This is a genomic window from Mycobacterium sp. MAC_080597_8934, assembly GCF_000523975.1.
GTDB lineage: Bacteria > Actinomycetota > Actinomycetes > Mycobacteriales > Mycobacteriaceae > Mycobacterium > Mycobacterium avium.
On the sequence record NZ_JAOS01000026.1, the window covers coordinates 19,640 to 41,093 of the forward strand.

Consider the following 21,454-nt stretch of genomic DNA (forward strand, 5'->3'; position numbering starts at 1 on the left):
GAAGCATCTCAAGGCCGTGTCTGGCCCGAACCGACTGCCGGTGGTGGATATCAGTGGCAGAATGAGCCGTGTTTTTGCACGATATCCATTGGTAGTCGAAGTGAGGCAAGCCAACAAAATGAGCCACGACGACAATGTTCGGAAGCTGGCAGCAAAGTTCAGGGCTGACCACAGATATGCCAACTTCGGGCCGATCTTGCAGTCCATTGAGATTCACGGCTTTCGGGGCGTTGCCGATCTTACTATCGAATTTCAATCACCTATTACCGCGTTGTCAGGATTGAATGGAACAGGAAAGAGCACTATTGCCCAGCTTGCAAGTTGCGCATACCGAAAAGCGGTCACTGCGGCACTTGCAAGATTTTACGTGAAGGATTTCTTCCCTGTATCGGCGGCCGACCCATCACCATTCAGCGACGATGCAAGGGTATTTTATTCATATTGCGTAGAGCGCGGGGCGGAGCCGCAAAAAGTAACGGTTAGCAGGAAGGCTAGAGAATGGTCTGGCTACAAACGACAGCCTGAAAGAGCGTGTTACTACATCGGCTTTACCCAGTTCATCGGGCGACACGCCCAAACGGGAGTGTTCGCGTACTGCGCCTTGCCTACTCGTCGGTGGCGTCGCGGCCGAGGTTCTGCTCCGTGGGCGAGGTGTGCAGTGCGGTGATCTGCTGGTGACGTTTGTAGGCGTTGCGGTTGGCGGCTCGGAGGTCATGACGGCGACGGATGGCGGCGCGGGTGTGTTCGTCGAGCAGGTGGGGTTGGACGCGTTCGGCTTGGGCGAGGATCGGATCCAGGTCGGGGGCCACCCTGCTGTGCAGTGGGCCTTGGGTCAAGACGGTGCGGGTGCGGTGTTCGTGGTCGTAGACCTTGGGTGCGTCAAGGGTGTGTGCCCAGGGGATGTCAGTGTGCAGCAGGGCCATCAGGCGAGTGGAGGGCTGTGGTGGCCAGGCTTGGGTGGAGGTGTCGAGCAGGATGACGCCGGCGCGGGCTGCGTGGGCGGCGTCGATGAGGTCGGCGAGCACGTGCGATTGGGCGGCCGCGGCGTCATCGATGACGATGAGGCTGCCTGCGGGCAGGGTCCATGTGTTCTCGGTGATCTGAGCGTGCGTGTGGGCGAGGGTGGCGACGGTGTCGGCGAGCTGGCCGCCGCGTGCGGCGTCTGCGGCTTGGGGCGTGGGGGCACACCATAGGACTTTTCGGTCTTGGGCCTTGGCGGCGTGGTGCAAGGCGCGCATCGCGTTGGTGGTATCTGGGCTGGGCAGGGCACGTACGGGTGTGACGGTGAACGGCAAGTGCGCGATAGCCGGTAGCACTGAGGCGGTGTCGGGGGATAGGCCTGCCAGATCCTGGGCGGTTAGTGACAGTGGTCGGGTGGGGTCGAAGTTGGTGGTGGTTTCGAGCACTCTCAGTTCGGTGTGCAGCAGTTCGAGGTTGCCGGTGATGTGTTCGGCCGTGCGGGTTTCGGCGTCGGCGTAGGCACGTGCGGTTTCGGCTTCGGCGGCAGCCAGATCCGCGCGTAGCTCGGCAAGCGCTGAGCGTTTGGCGTGCAGGGTGTGGTCGTCGTCGCTACGGAGTCCGGCCAGGTAGGTGTCGACGTCGGCGTGGCTGATGACGTTGTCGGGGCCGCCGGCGGCCTGGGCGCGGGCGGCTTGGGCTGCGGTGAGCAGTGGGTAGAACTTTTCGGCCGGGGTGGAGTCGGGAACCTGGGATTCGACCAGTTGCAGGTGCCAGCGGGCCGAGTCCACATCGCCTGAATCGGCGTCGGGATCGGTGCTCAGGCGTTCGTAATGCTCGCGGGCGTGCGTGACGGCGCGAGTGGCCTGGTCGTATCGCGCTTCGGCGTCGGCCCATTGTTCGGTGACGTTGATGACGGCGTCGAGGTAGGGGCGATCGGCGTCAGCGCGTTCGCGCATGTGGCGGATGTGGTCGGCGTGGGCGATGACTGCGGGGCCTTGCCCGCGCTGGCACTGGCTGGACAGTGCGGTGTATTCGGTTGCTGCAGCGACGTATTCGCTGCGAAGGGCGTGCACATTGGCCAGGGCGGGTGCCAGGGGCGGAGCGGGACGGGTCGTTGACAGCTCGTGGAACTGCAGACCATGGAACTCGTCGGCGGCTGGTGAGCGTGGGTCGGGGACAGGCTCGACATCGGGGGCCGGCTCGTGCAGGTCCAGGGCCGCATCGATCGGGTCCAGGTGAGGGGGCAGGTGCAGATCGGCGGCTGAGGGATCAGGCGGGGCGAGTTCTTCCTCCTCGGGCGAGAGCGGAGGGTGCTCGGGCGTGGGAATGGTGGTGTCGTGGGATTTGGCGGCGTGGGCGATGAATTCGATGCTGTAGGTGATCAGACGCGCGTATTCGTGAGTGCCGATGCGGGGTGCGCCCTCGGTTTCGGCGTGAGCGTCCGCGTCGGCGAGGTGTTCTGCGGACAGCTGCAGTAGGTCACGGGCAGACCAGTGGCGCGAGTCCACGGTGGCAACCGCACCGACAAGTGCGGGCCAGGCGATGTCGGCGGTGATGGCTTCGGCTGCAGCGGAGCCGAATACCTCGTGCAGGTCGCTAATCCAGGCGGGCCGCAGGTGCGAATGGGTGGTGTCCAGGGCGGTGGGGGACAGGGCCGGCGAGATGCGCCACCACAGCGCGGCGGCGGGCAGTTCGTCGGGCAGCGGGGCGTCGCGGGTGGCTTCGGTGAGCAGAGCGGGAAGGTCGGCACGGATCTTGGCGGCTTGAACCAGCCGTGCGGCGAGCTGCGGCCAGTAGCTGTCTGCCCGGATCCGAGGATTAATGGAGTCGACAAGCTCATCGAATTGGGCGAGTTGGGGTGCCTGGCGGCCTATTTCACCGATGGCGCGTTCTTCGAGCAGCGACTGGATCTTCTGCGAGCGCACCGAGATGGCACGCGGCCCGGTGAGGCGGGTGTCGGTGTCGGCGACGCCGTGGGCGGCGCGGAACACCGCGATCTCGGTGGCCAGTGCCGGGCTGGCCGCCCAGATTGCTTTTGCCCACACTGGAGCGGTGGATGCTGTCCAGGTGGCGCAGGTGGTGCGGATCTCCTCGGCGAGGTCGGTCACCAGGTCGTGTCGGCGCTGCAGGTAGCGGGCCACCTCGGGTTCGGTGCGCAGTTCGTCGGGGATGGGGGAGAGCCAGCGCAGCGGCCCGGGCGGGGACGGGTCGATTGATTCCATGCGGTAGTGCATGACGGCCGCAACCAGTCCGGCGCTGCGCAATTCGCGGCGGTGCAGCTGCTGATCGTAGAGGCGCAGCGTCTCGTCGACCCCGTGTTGCAGGGCCATGGTGGCGAGCTTGCCGCGCAGCGCAGGCCAGGCGGCGCACTCCGGGATGTCGGCGCGGATAGCGGCAACGCCATCGTCAAGGCGCGCCAGCGCGGCAGCACCGAGGCGGTGCTCGGTGAAGGTGATGACGGCGTCGTAGTACATGTCGCAGACTGCGGCGAGGCGGGTGAACGGGTCGTGGGCTTCGCGGTCTGCGGTGGTCGCCGACACTTGGGAACCGTCGCGGGCCAGGGCTGCCGAGAGCGCTTCGACCGCCGTTTCGGGCCGGGTGACCTTGGTAGACAGGATGCGGTGGGGGTCTTGCTCACTGGTGGACAAGTAGATGTGGTTTTCGGCGCGCCCGCGGGTGAGCGCGACGTAGAGCAACTGGCGGGTCATCGCGGCCGCGCCGACGATGTGGCAGCTGTGTCCGGCGGTGAGGCCTTGGGCCAGATCGACGGTGGAGGCGTAGCCGAGGGTGACGTGTTCGGCGACGTAGTCAGCGGGCAGGGTCAGGCGCTTGTTGGTGCCGAGGTGGGTGACCATCAACGCGCCGTCAGCGCGGATGCGCTCGATGCGGTAGCGGTAGCCGTTGCGGACGAAGTCGCGTGGCCCGATGGTCAGCCAGCGGGAGTTTTGGCGGGTCTTGATGATGTCACCGGCGGAGGCTGACAGGCCGTCGGAGAGAACGGTTTCGCGGCCGATGCGGGTGATGTTGGCATCGGCGAGTCGGTCACGGCGCGCCCGGGCGTTGAGTTCGTCGACGACGGCGTTGGTCGGCGCCAACAGCAGACTGTCGCGGCCGGCTTTCATGTCGGATCGCCAGGCGGTGTAGGCCATGTCGGCGGCGGTGGAATCGGCGCCGACATGGACCCGGTGGTGATCGATGTAGAAGCCGAGTGCGGCGGGGTCGCCGGCGCGCAGGGCCAGGGTCGCCGCGGCTTCGGATTCGTTGCGGAAGCGTACAAGTTCGGAGAGAGTTAGCGCATCGGTTTCGTGAGCGATGTCGCGCAGTACTCCGCCGGCGGATACCGACGCCAGCTGGCCGTCGTCGCCGACGAGCCGTACGCACGCGCCTTTGGCGAGGGCGTGTCGGATCACCGCGTCAAGGTCGAGGGTTCCAGCTTTGCCGACCTCGTCGATGATCAACATTGTTTTGGCGTTGATCTGGTGAAACCAGGGCGGAATCGCGCCCGGGCCACCGGCGGCGGTGTGGACGTATTTGGCCACCGTGTCTGTCGGTGCGTTGAGGTCGGAGGCCAGCTCGATGGCGGCAGTCGCGTTGGGCGCCAAGCCGATCACGTTGCCGCCAGAGGAGCGCCAAGCGTGCGACAGCGCCGCCATAGCGGTGGTCTTTCCGGATCCGGCTGGGGCCAGCGCCAGCATGACGCTGCGGTGGCCTGCTGCCATTTCCTGCACGAGGGCTTGTTGGCCGGCGTTGAGAGGTTTGCCGCGGGCTGACGAGTCGGCCAGTGCCAGCTCGATGTCGGTTTGGCTGGCGCGGCGCGAGCCGGTGGCGCGGACAGCCGCGATGATGCGTTGCTCGGCCGCGCGCATTGCCTGAGAAGTGAACTGATCGCTGCCGTGGCGGTGATACACGCTGGTGCCATCACGGCGGCGCAGCAGCTTGGGCTCACCGACGTCGGTGTCGCCGACGCGGGCATGTGGCACCGAAAACGGCTCGGAGAGAGCGGTTTCTGTGATGCGTTCGACCACATCGGGTGGGGCAATCGCGGCGCAGCCACTGGTTCGGACGTAGCGTTGGGCTTCGGCGAGAACGTGGTGGCGTTGCCAGCGAGCACGGTTATGGGTCACCACTGCGATGACGGCTTCGGCGGCGTCGTGGACCCATTGATCGTCGACGGTGGCGAGTTCTTCATGCTTGGCTGAGTTGACGTTGCGCAGCATCGTTGTCAGGCCGCGGTAGCCGAGAAGTTCCACGGCTTGGGTCTTCCATTTCGCGCGCTGTTCTGCCAGCGACATCGGGTCGTGCTTGGCTTCGCGGGTCTCCAAGGTGGCCTGTTGCGATAGGTCCAACAATTCGATCGCCGTGGGCTCGCGACCGTGGTTGTTCTGGAATTCCTTGGCCAGCTCAGCGGTACGCGTCTCGATCGCCGCCCGTCGCGAGGACCACATTTTCAGCAGCTCGGTGGGCACTCCGACGATCTCGCGCACAGCTCGCTTTCCCCGAGCGGGGGCTTCGGTCTCGGCGAACACCCACCCCAGCTGTTGGGTGGTGTGGTGCTCCAGGCGGGTGTTGTAGAGCTCGGATAGCGACACCATCATGTGGTGCAGCGGCTGGCCGTCCAGCGACAGCCAGCGCCGCACGCCGTTGTGGTCGATTGTCGAGACTTTGGCGCTGATCACCAGGTGTGTGTGCAGGTCGGGATCCCCGGCGCGCGAGTCGCGATGCGTCCACGCGGTGGCGATCACACCCTCGGTGTCGACCTGGGCGGCGCCGTTGGTGCCCATGCGTGTCAGCGCCACCGATCGTTCGATTTCGGCGAGCACATCTTTGACAGCGGCATGGTGGCAGTCCTCGAGGACTTGCGCCACCGGCAGCGGTGCGACTGCCCACATGGCGCTGAATGACTTCACCGGTGAGCAGGCCAAGTCATACGCTGCCACAGCGACTTTCGCGGGGCGATGAATGCGCGCAATGTAGCCGGACAGTTCGCGATCATCGGCGGGCGGGCGGCCGTATTCCTCGGCAAACCAGGCGCGGGCGAGCTCGGTCTTGATGGTGGCTTTGACGTTCGGGTCGAGTTTGGTGAACGGCGAAAGTCCCGCGGCGACGTTGTGATCCTGGTAGGCCTGCGACAGGGCGGCTACGAACGGTGGGTCGGCGTAGATCCGGAATTTGCCGCCGAGTTTGGTGGCCTTCTGGGCTGGGCCGGAACCGGCTCCTCGGGCGGTGAGGTACTTGGTGATCTTGCTGGCGTTGGGGTGTATGCCTTCTCCGAACAAGGCTTTCATTTGGTCTTCGGTGACCTCGGAGCCGGGCGCGACGGCCCAGACATCGGTGATGGTCTGCTCAGACATCGCCAGGCCGGTCGACGGTTGCGACAGTGCAGCCAGACCGCTGCCCATCCATTGGCCCGGTGCCTCACCCTTGACCGAGTAGTAGTCCGACAGGGTGCTGCGTCCCCGGTGGGTGGCATCGGAGGCAGCCACCTGCCGCACCAGGTACAGGTATCCGTCCCCGCTGCTGATCTTGTGCATGCTCACGGTCAAATCGCGCAGCCCTCCCTATGGCCGCACCGTAGAGAGCTGACCCCCATCTGCCCCCTACACCAAGGCAGGGTTCGTTACCGAATCGTTATCCACAATGCAAGAGGTGTGTAGGGCGTGGTGGTGCTTGGTGGTCGGGTCGGGTTCGGTCGGGCTGGTGAGCGGGGGTGCTGGGCAGGGGCGGTGACGGGCGTGGAGGGGCCGCTGGTGCGGCTGGATGGGCTCTGGTGGACCTGGTGGGGTGGCGGTGAGGGATTTTGATGGTCGGTGGTGGGTGTAGCCGCTGTGGCGGCGTTACGGTCGGGCTGCATGGCCAACAAGCGGACGCTGGAGCAGGCGCGTAAGGAAGCACGGGCGAGACTGGTTGAAGCCCAACAGAAGGAAGCTGAGCGGGAGCGGCTGGCGATTGAGGACGCTGCTGTGATCGTGCGGGCACGCACTAGGCGAGCCGATGTCGATTCATGGGAAGCCAAGCAGATCGCGGCCGTGGCCGTGGAAGCTGATCGCAAGCGGGTCGAGCACGACAAGACGGCAATCGAAGCCGTGCAGCGGATGCGGGAACGTGGCGAAAGCGTGAAGACGATTGCGCTGCTGTGCGGTTTGACCGAAACAGAAATCCGAAAGTACGGGCGCCAGGCGGCGAAATCGCCGGCGGCGCCCGCCGAGAGCGGTGATCGGCGCGCACTAGACGAGAGCGCGGCCGAGCGGGCGCAGGATCGGGCCGACGCGGCGCAAGCGGTGGCCGATGCGGTGCCGGCCGAGTTTGTTGTGAGCTCGACGTGAGCGGCAGGCCGCCCGCAGGCGCGGAACCGGTGCTGTGGGTCGACGAACACGTGCACGCCGCGGAGTGCCGTCGGTTCGACGCGAGCGTGGTGCATGGGCCGACTGAGGACGACTGCGACATTTGGGTGAAGGCGATCGGCGGCGACGGCTATGGCCGGTTCTACATCACCCGCAACGGGCGCGGAAGTTGTGTGCGGCCGCACCGGTACGCACTAGCTCGGGCGTTGCGGCGTCCGCTGGCGCCCGAGGTGTTTGGCCTGCACGGGTGCAACAACCCGTTATGCGTCAAAGTCAGCCCGGACCGCAAGCATGTCTACGAAGGCGACCAGAAAGAGAACATGATCTGGATGGTCCGCGCACGACGGGGAAGCTCAGGAGGGTCAGGACCGCGGCGCGACCGCCTCGCCGATCGAAGGGCGCGCTCGGTCGCGCTGCGTGAGGCCGCACGACAGGGCTGGGACCGCGCAGCCATCAACGACGTGTTGCAGCGCGGCCAGGAGCCGGGCCTGTTCGACGTGAACCGATTGTTCGGTGACGAAGCCTGAAAGCCTCGATCACTGTCGACCACTTCAACCGACCCACAATCACTTGATCGGCAAGGAGCACCATGTCCTCTCGACCACCACGTCCCATCGACAGTATTGCGTTCGCGCCGTGCGGACCTGGCGGGCGCCGGCCAGAACGCATCGACGAACTCTTAAGCGAGCTCGGCACCTACTGGAGACAACAACCTCACTTGAGGCTGGGCCAGATCGTGGACAACTTCGCCAAGGCCCTGGCGGCGAGACTCGATCTCACCGAGAACCTGGACGCGGCAGCTCGTGAACTTGAAGACGACGCGCTTCTCGGCATGCTCAGCACCGGGCAGAGGCATCCGCACGTTGCCGCATCCGAGTACCTGGATTTTGTTGAGCGGGTCGAGGATCAGCTGGGCGGCCGGTGAAGCGGCCGGGCCGGAATGACCGAGCCACAAAACGGAGGTCAGCTCGCGGCCGCGCTGGCGCCGACCAAGGCCGCCCACCACGTGGCAACGGCAACTTGTTCTGACGTAACGGTCGCATCCAGCTGGCGCTGCACGGCAGCGGCCAAGGCTGCCGCCGAGGCAGGACGGTACCCGCGCGAAACGAACACGTCGCGCAGGTCGCCGAGCCCGCTTGCAGAAAGCGCTGGCACGTCATGCAGCTCGGCGAGAACTGCGGCCTCGCACCACAGTGCACCGGCCATGAGCGGTGATTGGGCTACCGCGTCAGCGGCGTCCAGAGCGGGGTGGTTGCAGCGTCTTTCGTCGCTTGCTGTCGCTGTGGAGTTGTGGTTGCGGTGATCTGAAAGCCAGCGCAACGCGGCGGCGGCCGCGTAGTAGGGAGTGATAGCGGCGCCGGATGCTGTCACAACGAGAGGTTCAATGAACGCGGTAGCGGCGATGTTCGGTCGACCGCGCGTGCCATCGAGGCTGAGGAGTTCGAAGCAGGCACGTTGGACAGGAGCTGCAGGTTTTGGAGAGACGAGTGGCCGCAGATAGGTGTCGCTGCGTTTGGCATGGGTCAGCAGCGCGCGACTCGCGTCGTCGTAGTCGTGATGTGTCGTTGTGGTGGCGCCGGTTTGAGCCGCGACCGTGAGCTGATGCATGACTATTCCGTCCGGCCTGTGGTGGCGTGGTCAAGGTGCCGTGATGCCCTGGTGAGTTTGTCCCATTGACGTTGCACGGCAGCTCGCTCGTAGCTGTCGACGACAGTGATGCCTGTGTCGACCGCAAGCGCGTTATCGAGTACGACTTTGAGTTCAGCGGAGATATGGCGGCGAGGTGCGGCTGCGCCGAAGCGTTCGATCGTGGCAGTCGCGTGCACGCGGCTGCCGACGAGGGTGACGAGCTGCCAGCTGCTGAAGTCTGCGTGCATCTGGATCGTGTCGGTTCGGCAGTTGGCTTGCTCGACGTAGCGCTGCAGAGCGCATTTGGCGTCGGCAGCGTCGGGATGCTCACTGATGGTAGTTCCGCGGCCGGTGCGCTCAATGGTCAAGCGGTGCATCGTCGTAACTCCTTCGGTGTTGTCCAGCGGTGGCCGTCAGGGGGTGGGCAGCTCACTCCGGACAAGTGAGGGGGTGGCGGGGGTTGGGTTGGCGCCGTGTTCGGTGCCGAGTGTGTTGATGCGTTCGGCGGCTAGGAGCGTGTCGTCGTGCGCTTCGTAGCGCGCGTCACTGATGAGGGAATCCAGGAGTTCCTTAGCCTCGTACGCGTCGATGTCTTCGTCGGTCCAGGAGTCGGGGTAGCGACTGATGTAGCCGGACGGGTCTTCGGAGTTCACGCAACGCGCATTGGGGTTGTTGTTGGCGGGGCAGGAGTAATCGCCGCAGGAGCAGAACGGTCCGGCGTAGGTGTTCGTGGCAGCCGCGTAGTCGACGGACATCTGCGGGTCCGGTAGCGCCTCGGCGTGGTGCTCGATCGCACGCGGCGTCGACGACCAGGGGTCTGTCGTGCCGGTGGTCATGCAGACACCGCCGTGGCATCGGCTGTGGATACCGCAGGGTTGACGAGGGCCTTGATCCGATCCGGCCGGAAGCCCGACCAGTGCTCGTTGCCGGCCACCACGACCGGGGCCTGCAGGTAACCGAGCGCCAGGACGTAGTCGCGGGCGTCGCTGTCTGCGGTGATGTCGACCTTCTCGAACTCGATGCCCTGCTTTTCCAGCGCCTTGTAGGTGGCGTTGCACTGTACGCAGGCGGGCTTGGTGTAGACGGTGATAGCCATTTCCAACTCCTTGTGGATTGAATAGAGAAATCGTTCTCTGTATTCCTCCATATTAATATGGATGAGCGATTTATGCAATGCTTACGGCAAATTCCAATATTCACCTGTCAGAAATCCCGATAATCGTCACTAGGTCAATTACTCCCGCTTTCTTGACAATCACCAAGGCAGGTAACTACCTCCTTCTATTCCATGCAATTGCTTTGTCGCATAGTGACTCTTCGCGACATTCGATGCGAACCGAGAGCGGTTCGACCACTTCGGTAGCGTTATCCATTCTGGTCGTCCAGATTCGAGTGCACCGGACGTAGGTGCTGGGACAGACTTCGGTGTAGCAACACCACAGCAGATGGCCTGAGTGGAACGAATGCCGCGTTGCTTAAGGCTGAGTTTCAGAATGCCTGGGCCGGTTTGTCGAGTTGGAGTAATGCGAGGTCGTCAGTTCCAGTGGTCGACGCCGACGCTGACCTGGTGTCGACCCTGTGCGTCGGTGTGGTGCTGTTCGTGGCGGGCAAGGGAGCGAAGTGCGGTGGCCACAAGGTCTGGCAGTTGGCCGGCGGTGGCGGTTTCGTGGGTGACGCTGGCCAACCACACGAAGGGATCGGCGGCCGCGGTCCGTATGTCGGTCGGATAGATCGCGATGTGCCAGCCAACGTGGACGTCGTGGGCCTCGAGGGCGAGTCGTTGGGCCAGGGGGGTGATGTTGGCGGCGTAGTCGCTGATCCACAGCCAGTCGCCGGTTTCCAGCCGGGATTGGAAGTGCATGTGGCCGCCGCCGCCGACCAGCTCCAGGGCGATGCCGAAGCGGTGGTGGATTTCGTCGAGGATGGCGTTGAAACCGCGCCTGTGGGGGAGCGCGGCGGCGTTACCTTCGTTGCGAAATGGGCGGTGCGCTGGCCGCGCCGGGCTCAGCACGATGACCGGCCAGTGATTTGGCAGCGGGTGGCGTGGTCAGGCACCAGGTGGCCGACGATGTCATCGGCGATGTCGACGAGCGCGATAAGCAAGTCGCGCACCTTCTCGTCCTGGGCAGTGCTGAGCTGATCCTGGCCGCGCAGGTCACAGAGCTCATCGCGCAAGGGGAACCAGTCTCCGAGCAGCTCGATGACAGGGCGAGTGATCTGGTGTTCGGTGGCGGGCATGAGGGGCCTTTCCAGGTTTCCAGGTAGTCGGGCAGAGGGTGGGTTGGTGGTGGCGTTCACCGGAGGTGGGGGATGGTGGTCTCCCCACCTCCGGGAAAGATCAGGCCAGGAGGCGTATCGCGTGACCGCCGAGCCATTGGGAAACGTTGCTGCTGACGGCGTTGCCGAAGCCCATCGTTTGTTCCGCCTTGTTTCCCATCGCCCGGTATGTGTCTGGAAAACGTTGGGCGCGAGCGTGTTCTCGGGGGGTCAGCATGCGGAACCGGCAGTCCGCGACGTCGATGGTCGATCCTGAGACCAGTCCGGCTGAGTCGCGAGTGGCTACGGTGTGCAGTGGTTCGCGGGTGGTCTTGGCGTCACCTTTGCGGAACGGGATGACCAGGCTGATCGGCGGCTGCTGGGGGCAGGTGGCGTTGGGCGGGACGGTCAGGGCCTGGTGGCCGCCACCTCCGGAGCCTGTGGTGACCGTCGCCAGGGGGTCGGCAATGCTGGTCGCGTCGGCGTGGTTGCGTAGCACCGTGATCCACGGCTCCGGGGTGAATAGGGCTTCGGTGTCGCGAGTGGTACGGGCGCGCATCGGGACATCGGTGGTGATGGCGGTGTCGTTCCAGGTTCCGCCAGCGGGGACCAGCATCGGGGGTACGGCCATGCCGTCGCCGATCTTGGTCGAGCGGGTCGGCATGGGGGCGGCAGAGACCGGGTAGGACCGCGAGTCCCCGTCCGCGCCATGGTTGGTCGCGATGATGGTCGGTTCGGCGAACATCGCGATTCCGGCGCGGATGCGTCGCATCGTGGTGGCGGCCAGGGCCTTGCGGCGGTCACCGATCCGCTCGCCCAGGTTGGTCCAATCGATGGCGGCGGCCGCAGGGAGTACGAACGGCTCCACGATGCTGTGGCGGCAGGAGGCGTTAGGGCAGCGGTACACGTATTGCTGGCGGTACTTGCCGATGCGGCGGCGGTCGGGGCGCTTCCACGATTGGACGGCAGGGTTGACGGCGTCGCAGAGGGGGCACCAGGCCAACGGGCGGGGCCGAATCTCGTCCATTGGCACGCCTTTACGGGCGAACAGGAAGTACATGCGGTCGCGCCACTGCGGGGCGAACGGGTTGGTGTCGTCACCGATGTGGGCCGAGGAGACGGACACGAACTGGTGGCTGTAGCCGAGGGTGTCCATGGCGGTCAGCCAGACGTCGAACAGTTCCCAGCGGGCCGCCTCGACCACGTTCTCGACGAAAACCATGTCGTAGCGGTGTACTTCGGTGGCCCGCACGACATCCCAGAAGGTGGCGCGGGTGCGGTCGCGGCCGGCCGAGGGGACGTGGCCCTCGTCTTCGAGAAGCGACAGCTGAGTCCGGGGCGCGGCCGTGCCACCCGCCGGTGAGAGTTCGGTGCAGATGGGCGATGCCCACAAGATGTCGGTCTTGGGCATGCGGCGCATGTCGTAGTTGGAGACGTCGGCGATGACGTGGTCGGCGTTGGGGAAGTTGAGGGCGTGGGTGGCGATCGCCAGATCCCAGTGGTTGGCACCCATGGCCAGCTGCAAGCCCGCGTTCTCCAGGCCGATGCTCGAACCCCCGAAGCCGCAGAAGATGTCGGTGTAGGTGAGCCCGGTCGGCTGGCCGCTGGGACGCCAGTCGGAGTGTTCTGCTTCAAGGGCGATGCGGATGTCGGCGAACTGTTCTGCGGTGAGAGCGGGAGCGTCCACGATGTTCATGCGATTACCTCACGGGGATGTGGTGCGAAGGCGGGGTCGGTTCTTGGTGTTGTCTATAGTCTACACTTACTGTTGCCTATAGGCAACAGTTGGTTGCCTTGTCATTCACTTCGTTTCGCGCGAGTCATGTTGCTGTGCAGCGCAATCTGAGTGCGCGCTCGGTCTTCAGTCCGCTGGCTCCCATGAGCTGCTGTAGGTCACGACGGTGCGGGACATGACTTGCACGTACCCGGCCGGGAATCCCCAGTACTGCGCTTCGGGATGGGTGGCCCACTGACGTGCCTGGTTCTCGTTGGGAGCTTGCGTGATGTGTCCGCGCTTCGATGTCAGCGCAGGAGAGTCGCGCAGTCAGCGCACGCCCCACTCGGTGCGTTCCACACGTTTGCCGCGCTCGACCCGGCCAGGGAGGTCGAACAAGGGAAGAGTCATGATGTGACCGTGAAGAGTTCGAGCTGGCCGATCGGCAGCAGTCCAGGCATCACCTCGTAGGGCCGGTAGAGCCCCGAAGCGCCGTCGCCGAACTGCACCTTCACGTGGTTGAGGGTGATGTCCGCAACCACACCGGATTTCACAGTTCCCGGGCCGAGGACCACCTTGACGTGCTGGCCGATGCTGAACTCATCCAACGAGGTAGCGCAATGGCCGGCGCGTTCATTCTCCGGGGTGTCCAGGTCATCCTCGACCACGATGAATCCCAGCGCGCGATCGAGGACACGATCCTGCCAGTCCTGGATCCGGCGCAGCTCGCGGTAGTGGGTGTCGACTTCTTGGTCGGTCGGGTGATACTTGGCTCCGTAGATCGGGTCGCCTTCGTTGCGACTGTGGCATTCGGCTTCCCGGCCGCAGCGGCACCAGTCGCGTCGGATGTTCTCGGCGTTGAATGCGCGACGAACTGCGCGGAGTTCGTCTGTGACGTCCTGGGGCAGGCTGCGGGCGTACCGGTTGAGTTGCGCGGTAGTGACTGTCACCGTCTTGACTGGCGGCCTGCCGATATCGGTGGTCCACCATGGGCACACGATTTTCCCCCTGCCGCAGGTGTAGCCGTTGACGAGCCATTCCGGCCCTCCGTCGATCCGGCTACCGGTGCTGCTAGAGCAGCGTGACATCAAGTCCTGTACACCTTCGGGCCCGATGAGGCAGTCGCGCATTGCCCATCCACCGATCGAGCGCAGCAACCACCGCTGGTCTTCGGTCAATGTCGGCCTGGCCATCACGCATCACCCTTGCGGGAGCGATGGGCGCCGGGCCGCGTGAGCAACGCTGCGATGTGGATGCGCGGGGAACCACTTGCAGAGCGTCCGTGTGGATTTCGGGCATTTGTGGCCATAGCGTGGAATCTCCTTCCCAATGCCAACCTGTTGCCTATAGTCTACTATCGCTGTAGGCTATAGGCAACAGCAAGCGGGGAAGGATCGGTTGAAATGGGCAGCACTGCAGTCGAATTCAAGCCACGCCTGTCGGGCTTGAACGAGGGTGAGCGAACGCCGACGGTGTGCGTCTCGTTCGGCATGGGGCTGGACAGTTCAGCCTTGCTCGTGCGGTGGCTGACCGACCCATCGACCCGGGACTTCGGACTCGAGGACATGGTTGTCCTGACTGCGATGACCGGCCACGAGAGCGCAGCCACCCTCCGTGCGGTGACCCACCATATGCTCCCGCTGTTCCGACTCCACTCCGTCCGTTTCATCCAGATAGCTCGCAGTCAACGCAAGACCACCCGGGCCGGAGACGGTGTGGTGGTGCTCGACGACTCTCGATTCCCCCGCCAGCTGCACGCCGAAGGCCTCTATACTCTTGGTGATGAAATGCGCTCAGCCGCAACGCTTCCACAGCGCGGTGGTGCGAGGTTGTGCTCGGTTCACTCAAAGGGAGACCTATTGGATCCGGTGATCGCCCGGATCACCAGGGGCCGGCCATTCCGGCACGTGATTGGCTTCGAAGCCAACGAACGGGCCCGGGCCGACAAGGATCGCCTCTTTGATACCGAGCTGCGGACCGGATGGTACCCCTTGCGGGATTGGGGCTGGACCCGAGCGGATTGCCACGATTTCGTCGTCGACACTTTGGGTGAGTCGATTCCCAAGTCCTGCTGCGGGTTCTGTGTCTTCGCGATGAGCACAACCAACGGACGGGCAGCGACGGTGCAACGGTACCGGCAGGAACCGGAGCTGGGCGTGGAAGCCTTGGTCCTGGAGCACCTGGCGCGAAGCGTCAACCCGTCTCAAACCCTGATTGAGGGCAGCAGTGCCGCTGACCTCGTCGCGACAGCAGGGCTGACAGAGGTGCAGCAACGTTTCGAGGGGCACCTGGCCACCTGTGATTGGTCGCTGTATGAGGTGCGGCGGCTGGTGCGCCCGGGCCGCAGCGGAGGGAAGGGGATCACCGCTCGGTCCTTGCGCGTCGCTGCGACCGGTTCACGGGACGAGATGGCACGCCAGCTTGCGGGCCAGCCAGGACGACGCGTGCAGGGCGCTGACGGCATCGTGCGGCACATTCTGCGGGACCGTGCGACCGACTCATGCAAGGTTGATCATCTCTATGTCGCGGCACCGGCCGGCGCGCAGGACAAGCAGCGTTCAGGTTTCGAACAGTGGTGGCAGGAGGCCACCGGCGATGCGCTGTTCTGATGTGTTCCCGACGCCGACTGCGCTTGTAGACTATGAGCGACAAGAATGCAGGGACACCGACCAGAGGACGTTCGTGAGTGCTGGCGAAGAGTTTGATGAAGCAGCAGTTCAAGGCCGCATCGGCGCAAACATCAGGCTGCGGCGACAAAAGGTCGGTCTGAGCCAGGGTGCGCTCGCCGAACGCGCCGGCATCCATCGGACTTTTCTCAACCAACTGGAAAATGGCCACCGCGGGTGCACCGTGACTGTCCTGGCTCGGCTAGCCAGAGAACTTGACACCAGCACCTCAGTGCTCGTGCTCGACATCGACTGACGCCTTTCTCATCTCGGCGTCGATAATGACTCTCAGGCCGGATACGCCCGGAATGGTGACGGGCGGTGGGTCCGAGTCGTGGTCGTTCAGATCGGCGAATCTGTGAGATCCCGCAGCTTGTTGTCGACTACGGACTTCTCCACAGCGATCGCTCTGGCCGACAGGCGTCCCGTCGGGTTATCGAACACCTTCGGTAGTCGCTCGATGACAGCGGCAAGGCCGTCTGACGCGGCCCGCAACTCGGCCATGCGCTCATGCTGGGACAAATCTGCAGCCATGTACGACTCGACCTGTCCCAGGGCGAGTTCAATCCGCCTCACTGATTGGCCTTCGGCGTCGCTCGGTTCGGCTGTGCGCTCGAGGCCCCAAGCGTGCGCCACTTCGACGTCGACGCTGCTGAGATGCGCCGCGTTGCGACTGTCGAGCAGGAGCCTGCCCCGAAAATCTGACTCGAGCCTCGCTGCGATCACGTGCAGATTCTGCGGTACGGTCCAGGCGAAGCCGTCGGGGGCGCCGTCGAGTTGGCTGCTGTAAGCGCGAACCCGTTCGGCGATTGTTCGGATCTGAGTGATGACGATCGTCAATCCCTCTGGGTCATAGGAGTATCCGAACCCGTCCTGCTCCTGGCGGTACTTCTCGACGGTCTCCGGACTCCACCCCTGGAACCTGTCGCCGATTACGACGTCCGGAGCTTTGAATTCTCGCGCCCGGATCCGTGCATGGAGCACATCGCGCGTGATACCGAGGTACTCAGCCACCTGCGCTGTGCTCATGTAATGCCTCATGCTGCGAGGCTACCAACTGAAACACATTTGTGTACGCAATTGCGTTTGCCGGAAGTTCGTTCGGTCCACGCCAGGTATTTGGGCTTGCTTCCGGCGCGACTCTGGGGTTTTACATTTCGAGCGGATCGCGGTCTGCACGAACTCGCAGCGTCACGGTTTCGCCGCCTGGAACCATCGCCAGATCTGCGAGCGTGATGGATGCGATTCGCCCGGCCGCCTGGTGGGGCACCTCGATCGTTCCGACACCGTCGACACTGACGGTCCCGCCACAGGTGGGGACGTACCAGAGCGCGCGTTGCGCGGCGGTCAAGTCCGTGTCGCCGCCGACGAGCTCCTTCCCGTCGATGGTGACAGACCACGAACCGCTGCTCCCGAGGCCCGGATGGGAGATGGTGATTGTGGGGGTGTGGTTGAGCATTCCGCGCTCCATCGTGAAGGTCGGCACAGCTAGTCGCTCTTGGGTCGGGTAATGAGGCGCAGACGGGGCGACTGATGGTCAGCACCGTGCGTGGGCAGAGAGCGCGGACTTGGACCGCCACGTCGCGGCAGATGCGTTTGGGCCGTCTGCGGCAGAGCAGCCAGGTCCGAGTACGCCGGCGAATTCGCACTGGCTCGCCGATGTCTCACGTTCCACTGTTGCATGATCCCGATCTCAATGCCGAGGCGCGAAGCGACCCGATGATCGTCCCAGCCGTACCCGCGAAAGTGTGCCCATTCGTGGCGAAGGTCGGCGTCTGGGATGGCATCGAGGGGCAACCGTTGGTCCAGTTGGGCAACGTCGTGGCGATCGTGGTGTGCCATGCGTGTTGACCGTAGCGTCGCCGGAAAGCGGAGACCTACCATATCGGGTGTCCGAGTTCACGGACCTTCGGGACCAGCGATCTCTCAATGGAATCCGGCTGCGGCTGAGCGCGCGCGCGTCGCGTCGCGTCGGAGCGCGGCGGCGAGGTCTTCGCTGTCGGTGAGGTCGGCGACGGTGGTCAATGTCCGCGCTGTCCGTGCGAGCATCGCTGGGGGAGCGGCTACCGGGCCAACGGTGTGATCGGCCTGAATCAGGCCGGCCAGTGACACGAGCTGGGCGGCCTCGTGGATTCTGGCTCGTCGATCGGCATCGTCGATCTCTTCGAAGGTTCCGTAGAACTGGATGGTCTCGCCGAGGCCGGCTATGAGCCGGCCGAGGTTGGCCACGCTGATGTGAGCGGTCCGTGGAAGGTCGAACAGGTTAGTGCCGGGCGCTTCGTCAGCGAAGGTGGACACGAGCTCGTCGGCGAGCTCGTCGAGAGTGTCGTCGTCGAGGTACTGCCGGGTGTTTCGCTCGTCGACGCCCAGTTGTCTGGCGGCAGAGTAATTCTGTTCTCTCAGAAACGATTCCGCGACCTCGACTGTCAAAGTCATCCCTCGCTCACTCACCCGATCCACCAACCCGGCCGCTGCTTCCCGAAACCAACTTGGTGTTCGGCGGCGGCCGGAGGCAGGTCGTTCGGGATCGGCGCGGGGACGGTCGGTCATCGGTAGAGTCGCTCTCTTCCTGGGTTCGCGTGTGGTCTAGAGCTGGTCGCGACGCGTCGCTCCGTGTCGGCGCGGGACGACTGTGGTGAAGATGTTGGGTTTCTCCAGCTCGGCCGCGTGCTCCCATGCCTTGTCTTTGTCGTCGATCCGGGCCGATGTGGTCGCTTCGCCCGTGTCCCGGTCGACGCTGACAACCCAGTAGCCGTCACTCATCGGAGAGCGCATCTAAGCCACGTGCCTTCGCCCAGCCGAGGCGATCGAGCGGTGTGCCGGGCAGGGTTGCTGGTGTCGGTGTGTCGGCGATTGCCTTTTCGATTGCCGCCTCGATCGGCGTGCGGGCATAGGGCGGCGGCGCGTGCTCGTCGAACGCCCCTGACTCGTAGGTCTCAGGGGCGCGGGTGATGGTGATGGTGATGGGCACCTTGAGTTCCAGGGCTGCCAACTGGGCTTCGATGGCCTCGGTGAGCTGCGCGGCATAGTCATCGTATTCGCGGTGCCACTGCTCCTCGAGTGCATCGATTTCAGCCGAGATCGCTTGCAACGCTTGCTCATAGGCAACTTCACCGGGGGTGGGGTCTCGGTAGGCCTCGGCCTCTGCGGAGAGCTCGGTCAGCAGGTCCACGTCGGCGGCGTCACCTGTCCAGTCGGTGTAGCTGATGACCAGATAGCCGTTGTCGTCCACGGTGACCCAGTTCACGGCCGCGATGCGGGGGTCGTCGGGCGAGAAGGGGCCCGGCGGGAGGTCGGTGGGCAGGGGGACGTCGTTGGTGCGAGCGTCCACTTCCATTGTGGCGTCGTTGTAATCGTCGTCGCTGCTATCGCCGAGGTAGCTCAGAATGCTTTCCACCCACAAGTCGATGACCACAGGTTCGGTGCGGTGCCGCAGCAAGTCTTTGTCGTCGAATACTGTGGATTGCAGTGTCTGGCGGATTAGTTCGGCTTCCCACGAACCCGGTCGGCCGGCGAGGACGGCTTCGATGCTCCCGGCGTTGGCCGCGGCGCCGGCCAACGCCAGGGTGACGAAGGCGGCCCAGTCAATCGGGACTGCGGCCCGGGGGTCCGGATCGGCCTCCCAGTGCCCTGTGTCGGTACGTCGTGAGAGTTGGTTGGTCAGTCGGGTGGCCTCGGTCAGCACGGCGATGGCGTCGGCCAGAACCTCATCGTGGGGCCGGGTCTCGTTGGACACCGCGTCGAGATAGCCCGTGTCGAATAATGCCGCTGACAGGACTTCACGATATGGGCGTCCGATAACTCGGGCTGTGGCAACAAGATTGGTGCGCTCCGGCAACCGACGGACACCATTGGTTCGCCATTTGCGCAGGTTCTCCCGCGTGACGCCGATCCGCCTGGCCAGTTCGGACTCACTGACCCCGTGTGCGCTCCTGTATCGGTCGATCAGCTCGACGAGACGAGAGGTTGCCATGCGACCAAGTATTCTGCGAAAATCAAGGAGAGTCAAGTCTCAGTACGCATAACTGCCAACTGTCGGTTGACATAAGGTAGCTTATCGGCCTTTATTTAGGCCTTGTGAAGGGTGAAATACGGGCCTATAGTTGGCTCATGAGAATCATGCCGATCTCACGCCTGAAAGACAAGATCAACGAGTACGTCGACGCGGTGTCTCAAACGCACGACCAGATCACCATCACGAAGAACGGAGCACCCGCGGCGGTGCTCATCGGCGTCGACGAATGGGAGTCGCTTCAAGAGACTTTGCACTGGCTCTCGCAGCCAGGCACCGTCGCTTCGGTTAGTGAATCCGAAGCCGACATCGCCGCAGGCCGGACGTTCGGCGAGGACGAGATTCGAGCCGCATACCAAGTCCCGCGGCGGACCCCCTGACGTGGCCGACGCCGACAACTACACGACACGGTTCACCGCAACGGCGCGACGCGACCTCGACAAGCTGCCACCACGCATCCTCGGTGCCGTCATCGAATTCGCCTTCGGCGACCTGGCGCGCGAACCTCGTCGCGTTGGGAAGCCTCTGGGCCGCGGACTGGCCGGCCAGTACAGCGCTCGGCGTGGCCCCTACCGGCTGCTCTATCGCATCGCCGATGAGAACAACACAATCTGGGTCCATCGAATCGACCACCGCGCGAACATTTATCGACCGTAGACACCACAAATCGTCATGTGACAAATATCCCCGGAATGGAGGAATCCCCGAACATGAACGTGACATCCAAGTTGCTCAGCCCGGACTCGCATGGGCAGGTGTACATCTCGACTGCAACAATCTTCAGAGCGATGGTCACCCCCGAATTCATAGGCTGCGAAGCAGATTTCACTTGTGCCCCCACCGAGGATGGATACCGGGCGACCGGTGTACGCGCCGACCCGGACGGCAGCTTGACGTGGATCTGGGGCAACCTCGGCCATCTGCCGGTCATCAAGCTGGAAGAAGGCGTCTACAACGCTCTGGACTGGGACATCGTGGTGGTGGCCAACGGTGGCCTGCGCGTCACTAACAGAGCAACGGGTAAGGCCTTCGTCGTCGACGCTGATCGCGTCGAGGCGGCATGATAGCCAGCGAAGTCGTCGGGTGCCCTATGCCACCGACGAGCGCCGTGCGCGATGCGCGCGCACACGGCAGGCCGGCGAGCAGTGCAGCCGTTTCCGTCCCGTGGTCGGCTGCTCAATGAGAGCATCGCAACCCGGAGCCGCACAGCGCGTTTCGTTACGCAACCCGCCACCGGCCGGTTGAGTTTCGTTACGTGTGCCGATGCTCCATAAGGTGCGGGCGACATGTGTTTGGTGATGATCGGCGCGTGGTCGACCGGGCATGTCCCAACCACCGCGAGGCTGTCGAATAGCAACCACTGACCACCCGGCAGCGCGCAGGCTGGCTCCGGATTCGCCGTCCTGGGTGTAGGTGACCAGGCGGCGGTAGCCCATCGCCTTGGCGGCTCTCCACGCTGCGCCGTAGAGCATCGAATTGGCGTTTGGCGTGCCGTCTGTGCAGGTGCGGGCGACTTCAAGGGTGCGCCCGTCGTCGAGCCCGGTCGCTGCCGGTCGAGCAATGATGGCCACGCCGACCAGCTGGTCGCGGTCTTCCCGAGCGACGCCAACCGAAAACTTGTGGATCTTGAGTCGGCGGTGGTGGCGATGATGCTCGGTGACAAATGCGCACGCTTCATTGAGGGAGACCGGCACAACCTTCAGTGGTACCTGTGGCGCCCGTTTCCCCTCCCTCACGAAACTGAGTCTCGCACGGCCCGATGACATCTCGCGCCCGCCGCGCCGACAGTAGGAGATCCGTCAGGAGGCAACCTTGGGACACTCTGCTGGACTCAGGCGTCGGAGTGGGACGGGGGCTGTAAAGACAATTTGGCGCG

General features: G+C 64.3%; 25 protein-coding genes. 10 read left to right on the forward strand and 15 right to left on the reverse strand.

Features of this window, described 5'->3' with window-relative positions:
- Positions 1-118 precede the first annotated feature (118 nt).
- Positions 119-667, forward strand: a complete 549-nt coding sequence (locus NF20_RS26385; RefSeq protein ID WP_081759520.1) for an AAA family ATPase — start codon at positions 119-121, stop codon at positions 665-667.
- On the opposite strand, the gene mobF is transcribed toward NF20_RS26385, so the two are convergent.
- Entirely contained in the window at positions 606-6,491 is a 5,886-nt protein-coding gene (mobF, locus tag NF20_RS14605; RefSeq protein WP_050594184.1) for a MobF family relaxase, read from the reverse strand. The two genes, NF20_RS26385 and mobF, sit on opposite strands and share 62 nt — an antisense overlap.
- A gap of 318 nt (positions 6,492-6,809) precedes the next feature.
- Between mobF and NF20_RS14610 the strand changes: the two genes are divergently transcribed.
- The 3 genes from NF20_RS14610 to NF20_RS27870 all read left to right on the forward strand — a co-directional run bounded on the left by NF20_RS14610 (position 6,810) and on the right by NF20_RS27870 (position 8,226).
- The gene (locus tag NF20_RS14610; protein ID WP_155947450.1) at positions 6,810-7,283 is read left to right on the forward strand and encodes a hypothetical protein; all 474 of its coding nucleotides are present in this window, start codon (positions 6,810-6,812) and stop codon (positions 7,281-7,283) included.
- Complete coding sequence (locus NF20_RS14615) at positions 7,280-7,828, forward strand: hypothetical protein (RefSeq protein WP_081759521.1); 549 nt, start codon at positions 7,280-7,282, stop codon at positions 7,826-7,828. Before NF20_RS14610 ends, NF20_RS14615 begins: the two co-directional genes overlap by 4 nt.
- A gap of 209 nt (positions 7,829-8,037) precedes the next feature.
- Positions 8,038-8,226 (forward strand): hypothetical protein, encoded by a 189-nt coding sequence (locus tag NF20_RS27870; protein WP_155947451.1) that lies wholly within the window; start codon positions 8,038-8,040, stop codon positions 8,224-8,226.
- Between the two features lie 38 nt (positions 8,227-8,264).
- Here the strand turns inward: NF20_RS27870 and NF20_RS27240 are convergent, their stop codons facing one another.
- From NF20_RS27240 to NF20_RS26390, 8 genes are all read right to left on the reverse strand, one after another.
- Positions 8,265-8,909: a hypothetical protein gene (locus NF20_RS27240; protein WP_155947452.1), complete on the reverse strand. Its 645-nt coding sequence runs from the start codon at positions 8,907-8,909 to the stop codon at positions 8,265-8,267.
- A 2-nt stretch (positions 8,910-8,911) separates the two neighbouring features.
- The gene (locus NF20_RS14630) at positions 8,912-9,307 is read right to left on the reverse strand and encodes a hypothetical protein (RefSeq protein ID WP_033712482.1); all 396 of its coding nucleotides are present in this window, start codon (positions 9,305-9,307) and stop codon (positions 8,912-8,914) included.
- 36 nt (positions 9,308-9,343) lie between these two features.
- Positions 9,344-9,766 carry a hypothetical protein gene (locus NF20_RS14635; protein WP_033712481.1) on the reverse strand — a complete coding sequence of 141 codons (423 nt, stop codon included), beginning with the start codon at positions 9,764-9,766 and terminating at the stop codon, positions 9,344-9,346.
- The gene (locus NF20_RS14640) at positions 9,763-10,026 is read right to left on the reverse strand and encodes a redoxin NrdH (RefSeq protein WP_033712479.1); all 264 of its coding nucleotides are present in this window, start codon (positions 10,024-10,026) and stop codon (positions 9,763-9,765) included. The genes NF20_RS14635 and NF20_RS14640 overlap by 4 nt, the downstream gene beginning before the upstream one ends.
- Before the next feature lie 438 nt (positions 10,027-10,464).
- A complete protein-coding gene (locus NF20_RS14645; protein WP_033712477.1) occupies positions 10,465-10,941 on the reverse strand; it encodes a hypothetical protein in 477 nt (158 codons plus the stop codon).
- Entirely contained in the window at positions 10,935-11,168 is a 234-nt protein-coding gene (locus NF20_RS14650; RefSeq protein ID WP_033712474.1) for a hypothetical protein, read from the reverse strand. The genes NF20_RS14645 and NF20_RS14650 overlap by 7 nt, the downstream gene beginning before the upstream one ends.
- 100 nt (positions 11,169-11,268) lie before the next feature.
- On the reverse strand, positions 11,269-12,882 hold the full coding sequence (locus tag NF20_RS14655; RefSeq protein WP_081759522.1) for a DNA cytosine methyltransferase: 1,614 nt from the start codon (positions 12,880-12,882) through the stop codon (positions 11,269-11,271).
- A 425-nt stretch (positions 12,883-13,307) separates the two neighbouring features.
- Positions 13,308-14,093, reverse strand: a complete 786-nt coding sequence (locus NF20_RS26390; RefSeq protein WP_255343271.1) for a hypothetical protein — start codon at positions 14,091-14,093, stop codon at positions 13,308-13,310.
- Positions 14,094-14,303: 210 nt separating this feature from the next.
- On the opposite strand from NF20_RS26390, the gene NF20_RS14665 reads away from it, so the two are divergent.
- Positions 14,304-15,509: a hypothetical protein gene (locus NF20_RS14665; protein WP_255343270.1), complete on the forward strand. Its 1,206-nt coding sequence runs from the start codon at positions 14,304-14,306 to the stop codon at positions 15,507-15,509.
- A 73-nt stretch (positions 15,510-15,582) separates the two neighbouring features.
- Positions 15,583-15,822, forward strand: a complete 240-nt coding sequence (locus NF20_RS26395) for a helix-turn-helix domain-containing protein (RefSeq protein ID WP_033712497.1) — start codon at positions 15,583-15,585, stop codon at positions 15,820-15,822.
- Between the two features lie 86 nt (positions 15,823-15,908).
- On the opposite strand, the gene NF20_RS14670 is transcribed toward NF20_RS26395, so the two are convergent.
- Both NF20_RS14670 and NF20_RS14675 read right to left on the reverse strand, forming a co-directional pair.
- Positions 15,909-16,595 carry a helix-turn-helix transcriptional regulator gene (locus NF20_RS14670; protein WP_155947453.1) on the reverse strand — a complete coding sequence of 229 codons (687 nt, stop codon included), beginning with the start codon at positions 16,593-16,595 and terminating at the stop codon, positions 15,909-15,911.
- A gap of 121 nt (positions 16,596-16,716) precedes the next feature.
- Positions 16,717-17,025, reverse strand: coding sequence for a hypothetical protein (locus tag NF20_RS14675; protein ID WP_155947454.1), 309 nt, complete (start codon positions 17,023-17,025; stop codon positions 16,717-16,719).
- A 218-nt stretch (positions 17,026-17,243) separates the two neighbouring features.
- Between NF20_RS14675 and NF20_RS27245 the strand changes: the two genes are divergently transcribed.
- A complete protein-coding gene (locus NF20_RS27245; protein WP_155947455.1) occupies positions 17,244-17,417 on the forward strand; it encodes a hypothetical protein in 174 nt (57 codons plus the stop codon).
- A gap of 75 nt (positions 17,418-17,492) precedes the next feature.
- Here NF20_RS27245 and NF20_RS14680 read toward each other — a convergent pair whose 3' ends face one another.
- The 3 genes from NF20_RS14680 to NF20_RS14690 all read right to left on the reverse strand — a co-directional run bounded on the left by NF20_RS14680 (position 17,493) and on the right by NF20_RS14690 (position 19,539).
- On the reverse strand, positions 17,493-18,002 hold the full coding sequence (locus NF20_RS14680) for a hypothetical protein (protein ID WP_033712468.1): 510 nt from the start codon (positions 18,000-18,002) through the stop codon (positions 17,493-17,495).
- A gap of 150 nt (positions 18,003-18,152) precedes the next feature.
- A complete protein-coding gene (locus NF20_RS14685) occupies positions 18,153-18,329 on the reverse strand; it encodes a hypothetical protein (protein WP_255343269.1) in 177 nt (58 codons plus the stop codon).
- Positions 18,322-19,539: a helix-turn-helix domain-containing protein gene (locus tag NF20_RS14690; RefSeq protein WP_033712464.1), complete on the reverse strand. Its 1,218-nt coding sequence runs from the start codon at positions 19,537-19,539 to the stop codon at positions 18,322-18,324. Before NF20_RS14690 ends, NF20_RS14685 begins: the two co-directional genes overlap by 8 nt.
- 137 nt (positions 19,540-19,676) lie before the next feature.
- Here NF20_RS14690 and NF20_RS14695 point away from each other — a divergent pair, with 137 nt between their 5' ends.
- The 3 genes from NF20_RS14695 to NF20_RS14705 are packed head-to-tail and all read left to right on the forward strand — an operon-like array spanning position 19,677 to position 20,642.
- Positions 19,677-19,958 (forward strand): type II toxin-antitoxin system Phd/YefM family antitoxin, encoded by a 282-nt coding sequence (locus tag NF20_RS14695; RefSeq protein ID WP_033712462.1) that lies wholly within the window; start codon positions 19,677-19,679, stop codon positions 19,956-19,958.
- A 1-nt stretch (position 19,959) separates the two neighbouring features.
- Positions 19,960-20,235, forward strand: a complete 276-nt coding sequence (locus tag NF20_RS14700) for a type II toxin-antitoxin system RelE family toxin (protein ID WP_033712460.1) — start codon at positions 19,960-19,962, stop codon at positions 20,233-20,235.
- 53 nt (positions 20,236-20,288) lie between these two features.
- Positions 20,289-20,642, forward strand: a complete 354-nt coding sequence (locus NF20_RS14705) for a hypothetical protein (RefSeq protein WP_155947456.1) — start codon at positions 20,289-20,291, stop codon at positions 20,640-20,642.
- Between the two features lie 24 nt (positions 20,643-20,666).
- On the opposite strand, the gene NF20_RS26400 is transcribed toward NF20_RS14705, so the two are convergent.
- Positions 20,667-21,272: an XF1762 family protein gene (locus NF20_RS26400; protein ID WP_255343268.1), complete on the reverse strand. Its 606-nt coding sequence runs from the start codon at positions 21,270-21,272 to the stop codon at positions 20,667-20,669.
- Between the last annotated feature and the right edge of the window lie 182 nt (positions 21,273-21,454).

Excerpts from the sequence above, each read along its gene's own strand:
- NF20_RS26385 (WP_081759520.1), top strand. The coding sequence starts at position 119 with ATGAGCCACGACGACAATGTTCGGAAGCTGGCAGCAAAGTTCAGGGCT.
- mobF (WP_050594184.1), bottom strand. The coding sequence starts at position 6,491 with ATGCACAAGATCAGCAGCGGGGACGGATACCTGTACCTGGTGCGGCAG.
- NF20_RS14610 (WP_155947450.1), top strand. The coding sequence starts at position 6,810 with ATGGCCAACAAGCGGACGCTGGAGCAGGCGCGTAAGGAAGCACGGGCG.
- NF20_RS27240 (WP_155947452.1), bottom strand. The coding sequence starts at position 8,909 with ATGCATCAGCTCACGGTCGCGGCTCAAACCGGCGCCACCACAACGACA.
- NF20_RS14630 (WP_033712482.1), bottom strand. The coding sequence starts at position 9,307 with ATGCACCGCTTGACCATTGAGCGCACCGGCCGCGGAACTACCATCAGT.
- NF20_RS14635 (WP_033712481.1), bottom strand. The coding sequence starts at position 9,766 with ATGACCACCGGCACGACAGACCCCTGGTCGTCGACGCCGCGTGCGATC.
- NF20_RS14640 (WP_033712479.1), bottom strand. The coding sequence starts at position 10,026 with ATGGCTATCACCGTCTACACCAAGCCCGCCTGCGTACAGTGCAACGCC.
- NF20_RS14650 (WP_033712474.1), bottom strand. The coding sequence starts at position 11,168 with ATGCCCGCCACCGAACACCAGATCACTCGCCCTGTCATCGAGCTGCTC.
- NF20_RS14655 (WP_081759522.1), bottom strand. The coding sequence starts at position 12,882 with ATGAACATCGTGGACGCTCCCGCTCTCACCGCAGAACAGTTCGCCGAC.
- NF20_RS26390 (WP_255343271.1), bottom strand. The coding sequence starts at position 14,093 with ATGGCCAGGCCGACATTGACCGAAGACCAGCGGTGGTTGCTGCGCTCG.
- NF20_RS14665 (WP_255343270.1), top strand. The coding sequence starts at position 14,304 with ATGGGCAGCACTGCAGTCGAATTCAAGCCACGCCTGTCGGGCTTGAAC.
- NF20_RS14670 (WP_155947453.1), bottom strand. The coding sequence starts at position 16,595 with ATGAGCACAGCGCAGGTGGCTGAGTACCTCGGTATCACGCGCGATGTG.
- NF20_RS14675 (WP_155947454.1), bottom strand. The coding sequence starts at position 17,025 with ATGCTCAACCACACCCCCACAATCACCATCTCCCATCCGGGCCTCGGG.
- NF20_RS14680 (WP_033712468.1), bottom strand. The coding sequence starts at position 18,002 with ATGACTTTGACAGTCGAGGTCGCGGAATCGTTTCTGAGAGAACAGAAT.
- NF20_RS14685 (WP_255343269.1), bottom strand. The coding sequence starts at position 18,329 with ATGAGTGACGGCTACTGGGTTGTCAGCGTCGACCGGGACACGGGCGAA.
- NF20_RS14690 (WP_033712464.1), bottom strand. The coding sequence starts at position 19,539 with ATGGCAACCTCTCGTCTCGTCGAGCTGATCGACCGATACAGGAGCGCA.
- NF20_RS14695 (WP_033712462.1), top strand. The coding sequence starts at position 19,677 with ATGAGAATCATGCCGATCTCACGCCTGAAAGACAAGATCAACGAGTAC.
- NF20_RS14705 (WP_155947456.1), top strand. The coding sequence starts at position 20,289 with ATGAACGTGACATCCAAGTTGCTCAGCCCGGACTCGCATGGGCAGGTG.